Source organism: Pseudomonas bijieensis, from assembly GCF_013347965.1.
Lineage (GTDB): Bacteria > Pseudomonadota > Gammaproteobacteria > Pseudomonadales > Pseudomonadaceae > Aquipseudomonas > Aquipseudomonas bijieensis.
Genome location: NZ_CP048810.1, coordinates 3,407,409 through 3,425,329, shown reverse-complemented (window position 1 = coordinate 3,425,329; position 17,921 = coordinate 3,407,409). Strand labels below are relative to the sequence as shown.

Here is a 17,921-nt window from a genome sequence, read left to right as displayed (position 1 = left end):
CAAGTCTGCTCAATGATTGCTTATATAAAAACTTTTCAGCGCTGCGCTTATTAAGCGGTGAAGAAAAAAGTTTGAACTCCTGCTGGTTGGAAACTTATTGAATTCCTTGTTAGTTGAGCCGCGCGTCAATGATCGTTATGTTTTTATCCAGCCCATTGGGAATAATTGTTGCCTGAGTTGATGCTCATCATTTGGTTAGGCCGCAGGCTCCCAATGGCCCGTTCGCGCATGGATGCGTGAAGTTTTTCTTATCTCTATACAATAAATGGAAGTGTTGTTTATGAGTGAATCCAAGTTTTCATCGGCGGATAACTACGTCGATTTTGTGGGGTTGTTAAAACTCAAGGATCTCGAACAGGCATTAATTTCCCACAAGGGCTCCGAACAATATGATGCGGTGCTTCGGTATTACTTCGGTTGTATCACCTTGCTGGATTCGCCGCGCATGTTGGAACCGTTGGGGTTGCTCAAACAAGCGGTAGGCGCTTTGCGGGGAAGTAGCCGGTCTCGTCGTGCGACAGGGCCGTTGAACTCAGAGGACGCCAGGGCTGCGGACCTGGTGCAAACGTATAACAAGATAGAAGGGTTTGAAACGCGTCTGCACTACAGTTTCGAACAGTTGAAACTGCCCGCCACCGAGGTGCCGAAGAACCTGCATTTTGTCTGGCTCGGCGGCGGCGTCGGGGCCATTCAGCGTGACTATATCAATGTCTGGAAAAAAGTAATGGGCGCAGAGGGCTATCGTCTCAGCCTCTGGTACGACAGCGACGCGCTGCTGGCCCATGAAACCAACCGAATCATTGTCGAAGCCGCCAAGGCCGATGCCATGCTCAATGGCGCACAGGCCAGTAGCGATGCGTTGGCGTTGGGCGACCGTTATGAAGAGCGCGCCATTGTTCTCAAACAACAGATGTACGCCCATATCAAGAAGGTGGTGGAAAGCGGCGGCAGCGCCGATGACGCGAGAATCGATTTGCTGGTTCGGGCCTATGGGCAAGATAAGGCACGGCTGAAAGCCTTGGTGAACGATAACCGTCTCAGTCTCATGGCCGTGGCTGACGGCGACCTGATACTGCGCGATGTTGCCATTGGTGAGGCACCCTTGCATTTGCGGGATATCTACGAACGCGAGATCAGCCTGCGCGGCATGTTGGCGGGCGGCTCCGATATCGTGCGGGTCGAAGCCTTGCTCAGCGAGGGTGGCAGCTACGTCGATATCGATCACCTGCCGCCGTTGTTGGACAAGCTGGGCGAGGTGGACATTCGCGGGTTCAAGACCGACGCACGCCTGGGCGTGTTGCAGTTGCTGCTCGATCGAAATCCCGAATGGATGCCGGGCCGTCAGGCATTGCGCGGCCAGTACACGGATTATTCCAGTGCGATCCCGACCGAGCATCGCGATGCACTCGAGCGTTTCGCCAAAAGCCGACCCGAGTTGAACCGCGTTTTCTGCCCGCCGGCGCAGCGCCTGGCTCGTCCGTACGAGCTGCGAGCCGTGACCGTACGAAATTCGTTGAGCAACGCCTTCCTGATGGCCCACCCAGGGGCGGCGATGCTCAACGCCGTGCTCGAGCGCTTCAGGCGCAATTATGCAATTGTCGATGCCACCGCTCGCCTGGCGGATGAACAAAACGTGGCCCTCACCGATGTCGAGGCCATGAGTGGTCTGGCGCGGCAGGCTGCGACGCAGGTTTTCGGTGCGTTCCATGAGCTGCCGCCGGAAGCGGAAATGGGCGCGGCTTTTCTGGTCGAGGCGGCCGCCACTTACTACAGCGACGGCATCCGTCCCCAGAGCGAAGGGACGATTTATCTGACCGGGCCTGGCGCCATGCGTGAGGGCATGGCGCAATACCTGAACACGCACTTTACGCCTCAAACCGCTGAGCAGTGGCGGGAGGAGGCTGCCATTGCCGCCGTCGGCACCGTCAATGGCGCCACCGAGGAGGAACTGGATCACTCCTGGAAAGAGAATCAGAGTGACACCCGGCAGTGGCTCAGCGATGAGATTGAACGTTGGCAAGCGGGTCAGTTCAAGGTTCGTTATGCGGGTGAGCTGGCTGAGCTGCTCAAGTACCGCACTCTCCAATTCGATGATGGCTGGCCGGTGATCGAGGGGCGGTATGTACTGTCCACCGACCTGTTGCAGCACCTGGCCGATGAGCTGGGTGAGCCGTTCAAGCAGAGCATGAGTCGGAGCCATGACGGCGTGGTGACTTTCGACAAGGCCATACCGCTGGGCTTTGATGAGCGTCAGGTGATTCTCGCCCAAGGCGTCGACGTGTTGCCGCCTGCTTCGTTGGGGGACGCGAAGACGCGGCAGTTGCCCATCGCCGAGCTCTTGAAGCAACTCGCCGAAGGGCGTTTCGAAGCCGCGCAATTGAGCCCCCTGCAACGCTTGCTGCTGGGCGCCTTGACGGGTGCGAAGACCTTGGATAATCGCAGCTTCGACGCGGTTCGCCCGCAGTTGGATAACCTCGCCAACAACCTTGCCGCCCATGGCACCGCTGGCCGTTACGCGACGATCGAACAGGCGTTGTATCAACATAAGGCCCCAGCCTTCCTGGCCGGGCTCGCCAGCGCTACCGATGATCCGCCAGGGCATGACGAAACTGCCTTGGGGCTGAAGAAAGCCGCGCTGGAACAGCCTTTGACACTGCGCCAATGGGGTCGGCAGGTGGCTCGCATCCGGCAGGTGGCGAAACTGGAATACCGTGTCCGGATCGTGGAGCACCTCGGTACCGTCCTGGACGATTTTGGAGCCGACACGATCAAGCTGGTGCCCCAGGATTTACTGCTCCAGGGTGAGGGCGATAGGGTCGGCGGACGTTGTTATCCCCTGGCCCTGGCAATGGCGGCTGCCTTGTCGGAGGGCAAGGCGGCGGTCAATACCCTGCGCGAGCGCTTTTACTTGGGGGTTATCGAGCCAGAGGCCAGCGATTCGGCGACCTTCTTGCAGTGCGTGGAGTCGTTGCGCGAGGTGCAGATCGGCGATGTCGGCAGTGCACTGGCACGCTCGGACCTGAATGCAGTCGTGGACATTCTGCAAGCCAGGACAGCCACCAGCACACTGATGCTCAACTCCGATAATCACGCCATGCTGGTAGCCAAGACCTGGGAGGGCGAGCGCGGTACTTACCACTTCTACGATCCGAATTTTGGGGTATTCGAATTCGAGGATTCGACTCGGTTCAGGCAGGCATTGGAGCAGTTCTTCCTCCAGCAGAATATGGCCAGTCATTACGCGGCGTATGGCGATGCGGTTCGCCCGACGTTCGACCTGATCGAACTGGACGGCGCGCGGGTGTCACAGGTGACATTGGCGGGTGCCGTCCAGGTCGCGAAACTGCTGCAACCCGGCGCGTTGCCCGGCCAATTGCAACGTCCTGTCAGGCAGCGGTTGATCAACGCTCGTGGGCAGTCGCTGCAGAGCAATCCGCGGCTGGGCAACTGCCTGCTGGCGCTGGATGGTCACTGGTGGGGCCAGCAGATCGAGCACGTGACCAGCGGCCTCCAGCAGAAAAATCAGCTGGCCCCTCACCTTGTGCCGTTGTTCGAAACCCTGGAGGTCATGACGAACGGGTCGTACCGGATAAGCCTGATCGATCCTGGGAACCCGGAACAGTTGGTACGGGCCATCACGGACGACCCTCGACTCTTGCGGATAAAAAACTACCTCTCGGAACGTTTTTCAGCCTTGGCCAATAGACCTTCCGTAGCGAGCGATCCGACCGAGGTGGGCAGCGTCCACACCCTGAACGCCGGCTTCGCCATACAAGCGCTGATGAACGCCTTGCGGGGCCGAGAAGGGCCTGGTCGGCCCCTGAGCCTGGCGGTCCGGTTGCATGCCTATGTCAATTACGCGCAATTGGTGCATGGCAACGTGGCCGATATCGCTGGCCTGGTCGGCCTGGTTCGACAGGCATTGGCCCAGGAGAAACTGATTGCCCAAACCGTCGCGCCCGTGGTCAAGACCGCAGTGGGAAACAGCGTGAGCGAAGCGACCGGGGGATTGCTGCAACTGGCGAATGTCGGGTTCGACATCTACCAGTTGTCGACTGCGCAAAACGACGTCGAACGCGCTCAGTTCGGTACCCAACTGGCGTTCGACTCGGCCAGCCTGATGTTGTCGGTGAGCGCCTACGCTGCCGGCGCTACCACCGCTGGAGCATTGCTGGGCGGCGCTGCGGTGATGCTGGGCGGGTTGGCGGTGGGGGTGGCGGCGCTGGCCCAGGGCTTCGCCACCATTGCCGAAGAAGCCAAGCAGGTCGGGCTGTTTTTCGATGAGGTGGCAACCGCCCATCTCCAGCCTTATCGGGCTGATGCCCGCGGTGGCGCATGGTTTCCGCGTTCATCGCTGATCGTTCATACACTGGACCTGACCCGCGCCGAGCTGATGCTGGACAGCCCCAAGCTGTATCCGCTGCGCGATCATTTCGGGGTGCCTACCTTTGATGACGATTACGACCGGGCGATCGATATCCGTCGCCAGCTGAATCTGCCGGGTCGAGCCCGATTCACGCCACCGGCAGGTGCAGCCATCGTCCTGCCCTGTACGCCGCAAACCTGTTACCGCTACGAGTACAAGGCATTGCCCTTCGCCGGGCTGCGCCATGACATCGGGTTCGACACGGCACGGCGCCTGGAGAAAAAGACCGCGCAGGGAGGATGGCTGTTTCTGTTTTCTTTCTACTCGTTCCCCAGTGACTACATCCTTTATCGCCTGGTCCCGGATTACCGGCCGACGGTGATCAAGGTGTTGCTCGATGGCATCGATCGCTCGCTGGTGGTGCCCGTGCTGCCACCGGATTGGCACGGAAAAATCACCTATGAGATCCAGGGCGCCGGCAAGCGCTGTGCATTGGTGCTCCATCCCGGCGTGAGCCTGACCCTGGATACGGCGCGCCCGTTGAACTCGAGTTGGGTGTTGGACGCCCCTTGGGCCCAGGAGAGTGATATCCGGCTCGAGCGTTACGCGAGACTGTTCATCGGCGACGTTCAGGTGGCGCTCACTGGATCGGGGCGTCACGACGTGCTGCTGCGGATCAGCCAGAATCAAGTGTTCAAGGTGGAGGCGGGCAAGCTTGTGGTTGTCGAGCAGGATGTGCCTGCGGGCATGGATCGACAGGCATTGCAGGAGCACTTCAAGAGCCTTGCCAGGCAGCACCGCCTGGTGATGCCGTATACGCCGGTTCATCGTTACCTGGTGCCGTTCGAGAAGCCGGAAGAGCCCCGCTACATCACGGCCTGGTATGACGCCAAGGATGACCGTTTCCTGTTCATTCGTGATGAACTACCAGGCGTCGATGACGCGGTGCTGGGCGCGGTGGCAGGTGGCGCCTGCTATTTCTATGACCCACAGGACCTGATCATCTGGCAAGCCGACGCGGTCACCGGGTTGCTGAGCCATCGTTACTGGTTGCGCAGCACAAGGAATGCGACCGCCACCATCCAGCGTGTCGAGGCGGATGCGCAAGGGGTGATTCATGTCGTGCAGCGCATCACTCGCGAGGATCAGACCGACGATGTGCTGGTGTACGTGATCCATGAAGGGCAACTGCTGCTCAGTTCGGTCACGCGCGATCTGGCCCCGGCGCTGGAATCCATTTTCAGCGCCAGCGAGACACTGGCCGACTGGTCCCAGGTGCTGGGCAGCGATTACCCCTTTGTCCCGTCTGTTCGCACCGAGGACACCTTTGCCACCGTCAATTGGCAACCGGCTCCCTTCGTTTCGGTCTGCTGGAAGAGCGAGCCGCAGTTGCGGGACATGGCCTGGGTTCGCCACAGGGACGGCTTGATCATTCGTCCTTCGTCGAGACGCGGCCGTCCCCGTGGCTGGGCCGACTCGATCAAGAACATGACGGACCTGACGCTGCTCACGCTGGCGGACGACAGCGATAGGTTTGTTGTGTATGACCGGCTTGCAAAGGAGCTGTGCCGCAGGCAGCGAACTTTGGTCGCGGGCAAAGGGCAGTGGTCCAACCGGTGGTTGCAATCCGACAAGCTGGAGAATGTGATCGCTGCCGAGAGTGGCTACGTGGTGCTGACATCCGATGGCCGGTTCTTAAATCTGACGAGCCAGGGCGACCTCAAGCTGGGCGGCGTGAACGAGACATGGTTCAAGGATCGGGGGCATTGGTGGCTGGCATTGGAGTCGTTGGCCCGGAGATCGGCGAGCGAGCAATTTGCCCTTATCGGTTTGAGCAACTTCAACGACGACGCCAAATTATGTGCCTGGTACGTCGGCAACAGGCTGTTACTGGCTGAGCTGGGCCCTGCAAAGGAAGTACGCCTGCTCGGCGCTACCCCGGATGGCGAGGCGGCGTGGTTATTCGATGTTTCGAGGGGTGAAGTCTATCGCCAGGCCTTTATCGACCCACAGAAACTGGAGGCGGCTTTTGGCCAGGGTTCACGCTTGCTGCAGATCGATGCGCTACCCAGCGCGCAGCGTGAATGGGCGCCCTGGCAGTTTGTCGAGCTGACGGCTGAAGGTGTGGGGCTGCGTGGCGTGACATTCGAGGGGGTGGTGGTCGCGTTACGAGACCAGGAGCCGGCCTCGATTACTGGTGTCACTCATCAATGGCTGGTCGCTCAAGATGGCCGGGAGCAAGAGGGGCTCAGGCAATTGGCGGCCCAGTCGTCTCACGGCGCACTGCTGTCGGTGGAGGAGCCCGGTAGCCTGACGTGGTTCGTCGCCAAGACCGGACGTATGATCCGAGTTCCCAGGGCCGCGATTGCGCAGTCTTTCGAGCTATTGGGAACCCAGCGCCAGACCCAGGTATTACTTCATGAAAGCGAGAATGGAAAGCTGTTGACCCTGCCGGAGGCGGGGCATGTGGGGCCACTCAGTTATGTCCAGCGCGAAGGCGAGGTGCTGGTCGTCGAGGGCCAGGACATGAAGATCGATGATTTGCTGGCGCTGATGCCCGACGATGTCACGACCCTGATTTTGCGCATGGGGCACGGTGCGGTGAGTTACCGGCTGTCAAAAGCGGCCTGGTTGCGGGTCAAGTCGGTCATCCTCGACTGCCGGCATGCCCTGGGCCGTGCGGTGACAATCCCCGGCAAATTGCTCTGGAGCCTGGATGAGCCTGATCAGTTGTTGTTCAGTCGTGTCCAGGAACACCTGGTGATCATTGATCCGGACAGTGGGCACAGTGTGATTGTTCGTGAGGTGTATGCGACAGATATCAACATGCGTGGGGAAGTCCTGCTCAGTTTTGGCGGGAATCGACATTATGCCGTTTCGACCCTGATAGAGCGATTGGACGCCTTGCAGGACGCCGAGAGCGGTATCACGCTCAAGGCGCTGAGTGTGTCGTCTGCGGTGGAAACCAATGAGGTGGGTTGATTACGGCACCAGATAGCCTTTGACCCCGGTAAAGATGATCTGCGCGGCCAGCGCACAGACAAACAGCCCCATCAGGCGGCTGACGATCTGCAAGCCCTGGTCGCCCAGGATCCGCTCGATGCGGCTGGACAGGTAAAGCACCACGCCGACGGTGAAGCTGGCCAGGGCGATGCTGATGATGGCCATGAGTTTGTCGTCCCAGTGCGGTTGGCTCACGCCCATCACCAGCAGGGCGCCGATGGTGCCTGGGCCGACGGTCAACGGAATGGTCAGCGGGACGATGGTCACGTCCTGCTGAACGCTGTCGGTCTGGACGGCCGACTTGCCTTGGGCCATGCCCAGCGCCGAAATGAACAGCACGCTGCCGGCGCCAATACGGAACGCGTCCACGGTGATGCCGAATACACTGAAAATCACTCGCCCGAACAGGTACAGCAATACGCTGGATACCAGCGTCGCGGTCGCGACCTTCCAGGCCAGGCGACGTTGTTCCTTGCGTGAATAGCCGCGAGTCAGGCCGATAAAACACGACAACACGAAGAAAGGGCTGTAGAGCACCAACATCTTCAGGTAAACGCTGAACAGCACATGGAGCATGGTCGAAGCTCACGACGAATGAAATTGCCGTGGAGTTTATCAGGCGCTGGGGGTGTCTGTCGGCTCGCCCGTGAACGTGAAATTTTTAAGTGCCGAAAACTTCGCTTTATTGTGAGGGGCGAAGTGTCATTGAAATGTCAGTGTCGCAGAAATTATGTGCCGTTACAGTTTTGCAGTTGTTGTTCGGAGTGGGTTTGAGTCATGTTGTCCCCGGGGTCCATGGAGGACCTTAATTAAATAAGGAATATATCTATGAGTGTTAAGTTTGATTCGGTTTTAACCTTGGCTGATCGTCTTGATCGGCTGAATAGTTATGAAATCATGCCGGAAAATTTAGTTGTTTCTTCGCGCACTGTTGCAATCAATCCTGTCGGGTATAAAGCGGCTGTGGAAAAGCCGGATCGCGCTTCGATTGTCGGGGAAAGTATCCTGGCATTCGTCTCGGGAATGACTGAGCAAAATCAGGCGGATATCCAGCATTCCTATCTGTATGCATCGTTGGCGGCGAACAGGGCGTATCCACGGGAAGATCAAGGTAGAGAGTGGTATCAATTCTTTCTGCAAGTCATGCAAGACTGCGGCTGGACGATCCTGCAACGCTATTACGACACAGTCGCGGCGTCGGGCAGGAGCTTCAAGATGGATCAACTGGTGTTGAGGATCCTGGGTTCGGCCGTGGCTGCCGCCGCTGTTCCTGGGCCAACGTCGGCACTGATGCTTAAAGTGGCAGGTGACGCAATAGCTGCGCTGCAAAGCAGTGACAAGCCACTTCAACTCTTTGATCAAAATATCAGGGAGACCGGTGCGGGTGGTTTTGGTGTGGCGACCTGCCACGAAACCCCACACGGTGAAGTCATCATGGCATTGGGGGCCGTGCGTTTCATTAATCGGACGAATCAGACCAAAGTCCTGTTTGTGAATTGGGACAGCAGTTCGGTCGATCTGTATCGCGGCGAATGTCATATGACCATGGTGCCGTCAATTATTAATCGTACCCGAGCCACCATCATTGCAAGGTTGGGTGATCGTGCGCAGAAAAAGATCGAAGACTACGAGATTTAATCTCGTTTGATCTTTTGGCGACTACACAGTGGTCGCCATCCATTAGCGAATCAGGTAACTATAATGAGTGATCATTGTTCGGTTTTTATCAACGCCGGGGCTGTTGTCTTGTTGTCAGCGGATATGCTGGAGCAGGAGAAGTGCGATGTAATGAATTCGGTATTGTTTGCGCAGCTGGTAGCCGACAAGAGGTATCCGGCTCTTACGTCACTGGGTGAATGGTACGGGGCATATCGGGAAGTCTTACAGACGGGTTGGTTGCAGAAGGCGGTAGCGTGGGACAACTTTACACTCGATGCTTCTTCGACATGCACCATGATGACTTGGGTGGAAAAACGACTGGGTACATATGTTGACCAAACTAAAGTGACTGAATTCACGCGCCTGTTGAATCGTGTCGCTCAATTGCCCTGCACCTTGCCGGCCATTGAACGATTGTGTAAGCGGGTTCAAGGTACCAGATCCCCGGAGCCTGCGTGCAGGGTCAGGCTGCAAGTCATCCTGGCCCAGCGGGGGCCTGTGCTGAACAGTGTTTGCGTGGAGTTTGAGACTGGGCACATTACGACCAATCCTCTTGGGTCGCTTTTTTCCACCGGTCCTGTACCGGGTGATATTCAACTGCGCTGCTTCCAGGCGAACTTGTCCGATGCGCTTTATGCGCCCGTTCGCGATGCCATTATCAAGAAGCTGGGGGATAAGGCCGCCAAGAACATCATCGATATTTCCGACGCGGTCGAGCCTGAGGTAACGGGGGCTGTGTCTTTATGAATGACATGGGGGCGATCGACCGATGGGCAGTTGCTTCGCCACAGCGGCACACCGGCGGCTGCCGTGGTGGGCGGGAGTATCGTGTCATTCGATGAGGGGCTGTCCTTCCAGGATCGGGAGGATATCTACCTGAGCAACCTGTACGCGCAATTGGCAACACGTTCGGCCTACAAGGACGGTTTGGTCGGCAACTGGTTCGACTATTACAAGAATAAACTCAGGTATCTGGGATGGGATTCGGCGCGTCCTGTCAGTGCCGGGCGGGCGGGGCAGGGATTGATGGTTGATAGCGTTTCGCGGCAAATATCCCGGTCATTCGATGAACGTTTTTCCCGGCAGGCGAGCCAGGCGTTAGGAACCCTGAGGCGTAATCCCGATGCGCTCGAGGTATTCGAAAGGACAAGCCTGCTGCGTGATAGGGGATTCTTCCAAGTGATTCCTTGCACGTCCAAGTCTTCCGGGAGAATAGAAATAGGCCTCTACCACAAGCAGTTCCGCACCCGCAGAACGGTCTCGAGATTTCTGTTCTGGCCGATAGAGGACGTGGTGGAAAGCAGCCAGGAGGAAATGGCGGTCATTACATTCAGCACGCTGCACTACGCGACGTTCAGAGAAAAAGTCGCCGCCGCGGTGATGAGCGAGACAGTCCGACATCTGCATGCGTTGGAACTTTGAACAGAGCGGCGGGGCCCGCTGACAGCCATGTCGCCGCCTAGGATGTGTGCGCCGCCGACCTGTTCTGCTGATCACGCTGGGCCACCCAGTGCTCGATCAGCTCGCGCAATTGCGACAGCTCCACCGGCTTGGCCATGTGCCCGTCCATTCCGGCCTGGCGGGCGCGTTCCTTGTGTTCGGCCAGGATATGCGCGGTGAGCGCCACGACGGGGGTGCGGGTCCGCTGGTTGCCCATTTCCCAGGCGCGCAATTGCTGGGTGGCGGAAAACCCGTCGAGGATCGGCATTTCACAGTCCATCAGAACCAGGTCGTAGCGTTGTTCCTTCATGGCCTTGAGGGCTTCTTCGCCGTTGCTGGCGGTGTCGGGTTGCAGGTTGAGCTTACCGAGCATGCCGCGAATGACCTTGGTGGAAATGCTGTTGTCCTCGGCCACCAGGATGCGGAAATCGCTCGGTACCTTCACCGGCATGGGCGGACCGGCATTCACCTGTACATTCGTCGCCTGGCCCCTGTTGCGCTGGTTCAGCTCATCCGCCAGCGTAGTCTTGAGGGTATAACCGGCCACCGGTTTGGCGAGGATGCGCTTGACTCCGCTGTTGCGCGCCACGATCTTGCTCGGCGCGTTGCTGATACCGGTGAGCATGATCAACAGGATGTCGTGGTTAAGGCTCGGGTCTTCCTTGATCTTGGCCGCCAGTTGCATGCCGGTCATGCCCGGCATGTTCTGGTCCAGCAGCACCACGTCGAAATAATCGCGCAGGTGGGCCTTGGTACGCAGCAGCGCCAGGGCTTCCTTGCCCGATGGCACCGCGCTGACGTTCAGGCCCCAGGCGCTGCACTGTTGCACCAGCACTTTGCGGCAGGTGTCGTTGTCGTCGACGATCAACACGCGCGCTCCTTGCAGCGGGCCATCGAGGTCGGAAGTCGGATGTTCGAGGCGATCCGGGTCCAGGGGCAGGGTCAGCCATAAGGTACTGCCCTGGTTGCTGCCGCTTTTGATGCCGAATTCCCCGTGCATCAGGATGATCAACTGGCGGGCGATGACCAGGCCCAGGTTACCCCCCAGGCGCGTGGCCGAAAGGAAATTCTTGCTGTGCAGCTCGGCGTGCATCAGCGTGTCGCGCTCTTCAGCGTCCATCGGTGTCCCACTGTCCTGCACGGCGATGCGCAGGCGCGGCTGATTGCTGCGCTCGTCGAGGGCGACGACGATCAGCACTTCGCCCTCGTCAGTCTTCTTCAGGGCGTTTTCCAACAGGCTCAGCAGCGCCTGGCGCAGCCGTGTCGGGTCACCACTGATCACTCGCGGCACCTGGGGCTGGATGAAACTGATCAGCTCGACATTCTGCTGTTCGGCCTTGGCGCGGAAGATACTCAGGCAATCCTCGATCAGTGCATTGAGGTCGAACTGCACGTCGTCCAGCTCGATTTGCCCGGATTCGAGCCGGGAAATGTCGAGGATCTCGTTGATCAGGGTCAGCAGTTCATTGCCGGCGCTGTGGATCGTCTGCACGTAGTCGCGCTGCTTGACCGACAACGGCGTGCCCAGCAGCAGCTCGGTCATGCCCAGCACGCCGTTCATCGGGGTGCGGATCTCGTGGCTGATCTTGGCCAGGAACTCGGCCTTGGCATTGATTTCGGCATTGCTCGCCGCCAGGTCGCGGCTGATGCTGAACCGGCTTTCGTTGATCGAGCGTTGGCGCTCGCCCAGGGCGACACTCATCAACAGGCCGCTGATGCAGATGAAGATCAACAGGGTGATGATCAAGCCCTGGGGAGGAACTTCCGTGAGCCCTTGCAGCGCCGGAAGGATGATCAGCGTGCCCAGGTTGAAGACCACCATGGCCGCGACGAACAGCCGGGCCGGGCGGTAGCCCTTTTGCCAGTGCCAGGCGCTGACGAACAGCATGCTCAGGCCGGCCAGGGCCACCAGGGTATAAGTCATGATGTTGAGCGGCAGCGTGTTGACGAACAACAGCAGCAGGCAGCACAGCATGACGAACACAATGTCCCCCAGCAGCAGCCGGTTCAATGGGTGCGGTCCCAGGGGAGCGAAGAAGCGGTAGGCGAACATCAGGCCGCAGGGCGCCGTCAGCAGCAAGGCCAGGTAGGCTCCTGGCGTCTGGACCGCAGGCCAGTCAGGCAACCAGGGCCCGGCCAGGTTCAGCAGCAACGCGAGGCTGAGCATCAGCAGCCCTTCACAGGCTGCCAGCCACAGGCAACTGCGTGAGCGAGTGTAGGCATAGCGGGTGAGGTTGTGCAGGATCAGCATGGCGATGCAGCCGAACAGCAACCCGTAGATCAGCGTCTGGTTCTGATCGGCCGCCGCCACGACCGCCGATTGCAAGGTCACGTAGGGGCGCAGTTCATGGCGCGAGGCCAGTCGCAGGTAGACGTCCAGTGATTTGTCGCTGCGCGGCAGGGGCAGCATGAAGTCGCTGCTGGGGACCGCGGGTTCGGTGTGCGGCGTGGCATTGCCGCTGACTTGTTGGTCAACCAGGGTGTCGCCGTCCAGCACATAGAGGTTCAGGCGTGACAGGTCGGGCGCGAAGATGCGCAGGATCTGTTCGTGTCTGTCGGGGGCCAGGCGGAAACGCAGCCACAATGCTCCGCCGGGCTCGGCGGCCTTGAGGCGATCCAGGTCGATGGGGCTGAATTGATTGGTGTAGCGGGCAGAACGGATGTCGCTCAGCGTCAGGTCGCCCTGTTCGTCGAGCAATACCGCCCAGCCACTGCCTGGCGCGGCCTGGGCCGGGAGCATGCAGAGCAGCGTCAGCAGGGTGACGGTAAGGCCTATGGCAATCCTGAGCCAGCGCACGGCGAAATCCCTTCGTAGGTTGATGCCAGATTATAACTATGCGCGGCGCCGGAACAGTCAGGCAAGGGCCGTAGACCCTTGCCTGGCTGAATGGCTGGGTTATTCCAGATTTTCGCCACGCTCGCGGGCAATGGCGCGGTAGCCAATGTCCTTGCGGTAGAAACAACCTTCCCAGTCGATCTCGGCGGCAAGCTTGTAGGCCTGCTGCTGAGCTTCGTCGACACTGGCGCCCATGGCGGTGGCGCAAAGCACACGACCGCCGGCGGTGACCACGTGTCCATCCTTCAACGCTGTGCCTGCATGGAAGACCTTGCCTTCCAACCGGGCCGCGGCGTCCAGGCCCAAGATCGCGCTACCTTTGGCATAGTCGCCCGGGTAACCGCCGGCCGCCAATACGACACCGACGCTTGGGCGTGGATCCCACTGGGCTTCCACTTTGTCCAGTGCCTGGGCCAGTGCGGCCTCGACCAGCAGGACCAGGCTCGATTGCAGGCGCAGCATCACCGGCTGGGTCTCAGGATCGCCGAAACGGCAGTTGAATTCGATGACTTTTGGGTTACCAGCCTTGTCGATCATCAGGCCAGCATAGAGGAAACCGGTGTAGACATTACCTTCCTCGGCCATGCCGCGCACGGTCGGCCAGATCACCTGGTCCATGACCCGTTGGTGCACTTGGGCGGTCACCACCGGGGCCGGGGAGTAGGCGCCCATGCCACCGGTGTTCGGGCCGCTGTCGCCATCGCCGACGCGCTTGTGGTCCTGGCTGGTAGCCATTGGCAGGACGTTCTTGCCATCGACCATGACGATGAAGCTGGCTTCCTCGCCGTCGAGGAACTCTTCGATCACCACGCGCGAACCGGCGTCACCGAAGGCATTGCCGGCCAGCATGTCGCGCACGGCGTCTTCGGCTTCGGCCAGGGTCATGGCGACGATCACGCCTTTACCGGCCGCCAGGCCGTCGGCCTTGATCACGATCGGTGCGCCTTTCTCGCGCAGGTAGGCCAGGGCCGGTTCGATTTCGGTGAAGTTCTGGTAGTCGGCGGTCGGGATCTTGTGACGCGCCAGGAAGTCCTTGGTGAACGCTTTCGAGCCTTCCAGTTGCGCGGCACCGGCGGTCGGACCGAAGCAGTCCAGGCCACGGGAGCGGAACAGATCGACCACGCCGGCGACCAGTGGCACTTCCGGGCCGACGATGGTCAGCGAGACGTTTTTCTCGGCGAAATCGGCCAGTTGTTCCAGGGCCAGCACGTCGATGGCGACGTTTTCACACTTGGCTTCAATGGCGGTGCCGGCATTGCCCGGTGCCACGAAGACCTTCTGCACACGCGGATCCTGAGCCACTTTCCAGGCCAGGGCGTGTTCGCGGCCACCGCTGCCAATGATCAAAACATTCATTTCAAAAACCTCGGATGACGCTGATTCTGTTGAGCACCACAGAGATGCTTTTCTGTGGGAGCGAGTTTGTGTGGGAGCTGGGCTTGTGTGGGAGCAAGGCTTGCCCGCGATAGCATCACCTCGGTTTGCCTGATGGACCGAGTTGCCTGCATCGCGGGCAAGCCTTGCTCCCACAGAGCCTTGCTCCCACACAAATCCAGCTCCCACATTGATCGATGTTAGTGACGGAAGTGGCGCATGCCGGTGAATACCATGGCAATGCCTGCTTCATCAGCAGCAGCGATCACTTCGCTGTCACGCATTGAACCACCCGGCTGGATCACCGCGGTGATGCCGACCTTGGCCGCATTGTCGATGCCGTCGCGGAACGGGAAGAACGCATCGGAGGCCATGACCGCGCCTTGTACCTGCAAACCGGCGTGCTCGGCCTTGATGGCGGCGATGCGGGCCGAGTTCACGCGGCTCATCTGGCCGGCGCCAACGCCGATGGTCTGGCGGTTCTTGGCGTAGACGATGGCATTGGACTTGACGTACTTGGCGACTTTCCAGGCGAAGATCAGGTCGTTGATTTCCTGCTCGCTCGGGGCGCGCTTGGTCACCACTTTCAGGTCTTCGCTGCCGATCATGCCGATGTCGCGGCTCTGGACCAGCAGGCCGCCGTTGACGCGCTTGTAGTCCCAGGCCGGCGCACGGTCGGCCGACCATTGGCCGCAAGCCAGCAGGCGCACATTGGCCTTGGCGGCGACGATGGCGCGGGCTTCTTCGCTGACCGAAGGGGCGATGATCACTTCGACGAACTGGCGCTCGACGATGGCCTTGGCGGTCGCGGCGTCCAGTTCACGGTTGAAGGCGATGATGCCGCCGAAGGCCGACTCGGTGTCGGTGGCGTAGGCCAGTTCGTAGGCCTGGCGGATGCCGCCCTCGGCGTCCGGGCTCACGGCCACGCCGCACGGGTTGGCGTGCTTGACGATCACGCAGGCCGGCTTGACGAAGCTCTTCACGCACTCCAGCGCGGCGTCGGTGTCGGCCACGTTGTTGAACGACAGTTCCTTGCCTTGCAGTTGGGTGGCGGTGGCAATGCCGACTTCGGCTGGCTTGGCTTCCACGTAGAACGCCGCGCTCTGGTGCGGGTTCTCACCGTAGCGCATTTCCTGGGCCTTGATGAACTGGGTGTTGAAGGTGCGTGGGAATTCACTGCGGCCTTCTGTGCTCAGGGTTTCAGCAGCCTGGTTCACGGTGCCCATGTAGTTGGCGATCATGCCGTCGTAGGCGGCGGTGTGTTCGAAGGCCTTGAGCATCAGGTCGAAACGCTGGGCATAGGTCAGGCCACCGGCCTTGAGGTTTTCCAGCACGCCGGCGTAGTCGCTGGCGTTGACCACGATGGCCACGTCCTTGTGGTTCTTGGCCGCCGAGCGGACCATGGTCGGGCCACCGATGTCGATGTTTTCGATGGCGGTCGGCAGGTCGCAACCAGGCTTGCTGATGGTGGCTTCGAACGGGTAGAGGTTGACGGCCACCAGGTCGATCGGCTTGATGCCGTGTTCGTTCATGATTGCATCGTCGATGCCGCGACGACCGAGGATCCCGCCATGGATTTTCGGGTGCAGGGTCTTGACCCGACCGTCCATCATTTCCGCAAAACCGGTGTAGTCCGCGACTTCCACTGCGGCAACGCCATTGTCCTGCAGCAGCTTGAAGGTCCCGCCGGTGGAGAGAATCTCGACGCCCAGCTGTTGCAGCTCGCGGGCGAATTCGAGGATCCCGGTCTTGTCGGAGACGCTGATCAAGGCGCGGCGGATCGGCAGGCGGGTGGTCTGGTCGGTCATTTCAATTTCCATCAAAAGCAAGGGAAGTCAGCAAAAAAGGCGACCGTTTTTTACACGGGCGCCTTTCTGGTTTGATTGAATGCTTACAGCAGATCGTACTGCTTGAGTTTCTTGCGCAGGGTGCCGCGGTTCAGGCCCAGCAGCTCACTGGCTTTGGTCTGGTTGCCCTTGACGTAGTTCATCACGCTTTCGAGCAAAGGCGCCTCGACTTCGGAAAGCACCAGGTTGTACACATCCGTGACGGCAGCGCCCTCAAGGTGGGCGAAATAATTGTGCAGCGCCTTCTCGACACTCCCGCGAAGGGTCTGGCCTTCTTCGCTGGGCGTATTGAGGTGCTGTTTCAAATTCACGTTGTCGCTCACGGGTGTTGTTCCACTCACTAAAGTCTCGGTCATCATCGTCATGCGGCCACCCCTTCGTCCCCTGTCAGGCTCTTGTAACGCTCAGCGAAGAACGCCTGAACGTCGGCGCATTGTGCTTGCGTACCATCCAAACGATTGAAACGGGCGCGAAACTCCCTGGCGCCCGGCAGGGTTGCGAGATACCAGCCCACATGCTTGCGAGCGATGCGTACGCCCATGACTTCTCCGTAGAAGGCATGGAGCGCGGCCAGATGCTCTAGCAGAATACGTTCCACCTCGGCCAACTGCGGCGCCGCGAGCTTTTCCCCGGTGCGCAGGTAGTGTTCGATCTCACGAAAAATCCATGGCCGCCCTTGGGCGGCCCGACCGATCAACAGGCCATCGGCACCGGTCGCGTCCAGCACGTACCGGGCCTTCTCGGGCGAGTCGACGTCGCCATTGGCAAAGACCGGAATCGACACCGCCTGCTTGATCGCGGCGATGGTGTCGTACTCGGCCTCGCCCGTATACAGGTCGGCACGGGTGCGGCCGTGGACCGCCAGCGCCGTGATGCCTGCCTGTTCGGCGATCTTCGCCACCGTCAGGCCGTTCTTGTTCTCCCGGTCCCATCCGGTGCGAATCTTCAGGGTCACCGGCACATCGACTGCGGCGACGACCGCCTGCAGGATCTCGGTGACCAGGGCTTCATCCTTCAACAGTGCCGAGCCTGCGGCCTTGTTGCAGACCTTCTTTGCCGGGCAGCCCATGTTGATATCGATGATCTGCGCGCCCAACGCCACATTGGCCCGGGCCGCCTCCGCCAGCATCTGTGCATCGCCACCGGCGATCTGTACCGAGCGCGGCTCGGGATCGCCTTCGTGGATCATGCGCAGACGCGATTTGCGGGTGTTCCACAAACTCATGTCGCTGGTGACCATTTCCGAAACCACAAGACCTGCGCCCAAGCGTTTGCACAGCTGACGAAAGGGCTGGTCGGTGACGCCCGCCATAGGGGCGAGAACCAGGCCGTTCTGCAATGTATATGGGCCGATGCGTACCGCCGACATAGGACTTCCCTGAAGTGGGGCCGGATC

General features: G+C 59.9%; 10 protein-coding genes. 4 read left to right on the top strand and 6 right to left on the bottom strand.

From position 1 onward, the window contains the following. Window positions 1-280 precede the first annotated feature (280 nt). A complete protein-coding gene (locus GN234_RS14975) occupies window positions 281-7,348 on the top strand; it encodes a TcdA/TcdB pore-forming domain-containing protein (protein WP_176688707.1) in 7,068 nt (2,355 codons plus the stop codon). On the opposite strand, the gene GN234_RS14970 is transcribed toward GN234_RS14975, so the two are convergent. Beyond that, window positions 7,349-7,945 (bottom strand): MarC family protein, encoded by a 597-nt coding sequence (locus GN234_RS14970; RefSeq protein ID WP_109752236.1) that lies wholly within the window; start codon window positions 7,943-7,945, stop codon window positions 7,349-7,351. A 252-nt stretch (window positions 7,946-8,197) separates the two neighbouring features. Here GN234_RS14970 and GN234_RS14965 point away from each other — a divergent pair, with 252 nt between their 5' ends. The 3 genes from GN234_RS14965 (at window position 8,198) to GN234_RS14955 (ending at window position 10,450) form a co-directional block, all read left to right on the top strand. Continuing rightward, on the top strand, window positions 8,198-9,007 hold the full coding sequence (locus GN234_RS14965; protein WP_109752238.1) for a hypothetical protein: 810 nt from the start codon (window positions 8,198-8,200) through the stop codon (window positions 9,005-9,007). A gap of 63 nt (window positions 9,008-9,070) precedes the next feature. Next, window positions 9,071-9,775, top strand: coding sequence for a hypothetical protein (locus GN234_RS14960; protein ID WP_176688706.1), 705 nt, complete (start codon window positions 9,071-9,073; stop codon window positions 9,773-9,775). Window positions 9,776-9,856: 81 nt separating this feature from the next. Then, window positions 9,857-10,450 (top strand): hypothetical protein, encoded by a 594-nt coding sequence (locus GN234_RS14955; RefSeq protein ID WP_233459472.1) that lies wholly within the window; start codon window positions 9,857-9,859, stop codon window positions 10,448-10,450. A gap of 37 nt (window positions 10,451-10,487) precedes the next feature. Here GN234_RS14955 and GN234_RS14950 read toward each other — a convergent pair whose 3' ends face one another. The 5 genes from GN234_RS14950 to dusB all read right to left on the bottom strand — a co-directional run bounded on the left by GN234_RS14950 (window position 10,488) and on the right by dusB (window position 17,894). Next, window positions 10,488-13,265, bottom strand: a complete 2,778-nt coding sequence (locus GN234_RS14950) for a hybrid sensor histidine kinase/response regulator (protein WP_109752242.1) — start codon at window positions 13,263-13,265, stop codon at window positions 10,488-10,490. 99 nt (window positions 13,266-13,364) lie between these two features. Beyond that, window positions 13,365-14,660, bottom strand: coding sequence for a phosphoribosylamine--glycine ligase (purD, locus tag GN234_RS14945; protein ID WP_109752243.1), 1,296 nt, complete (start codon window positions 14,658-14,660; stop codon window positions 13,365-13,367). 218 nt (window positions 14,661-14,878) lie between these two features. Then, complete coding sequence (gene purH / locus GN234_RS14940; RefSeq protein WP_109752245.1) at window positions 14,879-16,486, bottom strand: bifunctional phosphoribosylaminoimidazolecarboxamide formyltransferase/IMP cyclohydrolase; 1,608 nt, start codon at window positions 16,484-16,486, stop codon at window positions 14,879-14,881. Between the two features lie 83 nt (window positions 16,487-16,569). Next, on the bottom strand, window positions 16,570-16,890 hold the full coding sequence (gene fis / locus GN234_RS14935) for a DNA-binding transcriptional regulator Fis (protein ID WP_003186237.1): 321 nt from the start codon (window positions 16,888-16,890) through the stop codon (window positions 16,570-16,572). Further along, window positions 16,887-17,894: a tRNA dihydrouridine synthase DusB gene (gene dusB / locus GN234_RS14930; protein ID WP_109752247.1), complete on the bottom strand. Its 1,008-nt coding sequence runs from the start codon at window positions 17,892-17,894 to the stop codon at window positions 16,887-16,889. The genes fis and dusB overlap by 4 nt, the downstream gene beginning before the upstream one ends. Between the last annotated feature and the right edge of the window lie 27 nt (window positions 17,895-17,921).

Bases quoted from the DNA above. Each gene is read 5' to 3' on its own strand.
- purH (WP_109752245.1), bottom strand. From the start codon at position 16,486: ATGACCGACCAGACCACCCGCCTGCCGATCCGCCGCGCCTTGATCAGC.
- GN234_RS14970 (WP_109752236.1), bottom strand. From the start codon at position 7,945: ATGCTCCATGTGCTGTTCAGCGTTTACCTGAAGATGTTGGTGCTCTAC.
- fis (WP_003186237.1), bottom strand. From the start codon at position 16,890: ATGACGATGATGACCGAGACTTTAGTGAGTGGAACAACACCCGTGAGC.
- dusB (WP_109752247.1), bottom strand. From the start codon at position 17,894: ATGTCGGCGGTACGCATCGGCCCATATACATTGCAGAACGGCCTGGTT.
- GN234_RS14960 (WP_176688706.1), top strand. From the start codon at position 9,071: ATGAGTGATCATTGTTCGGTTTTTATCAACGCCGGGGCTGTTGTCTTG.
- purD (WP_109752243.1), bottom strand. From the start codon at position 14,660: ATGAATGTTTTGATCATTGGCAGCGGTGGCCGCGAACACGCCCTGGCC.
- GN234_RS14965 (WP_109752238.1), top strand. From the start codon at position 8,198: ATGAGTGTTAAGTTTGATTCGGTTTTAACCTTGGCTGATCGTCTTGAT.
- GN234_RS14975 (WP_176688707.1), top strand. From the start codon at position 281: ATGAGTGAATCCAAGTTTTCATCGGCGGATAACTACGTCGATTTTGTG.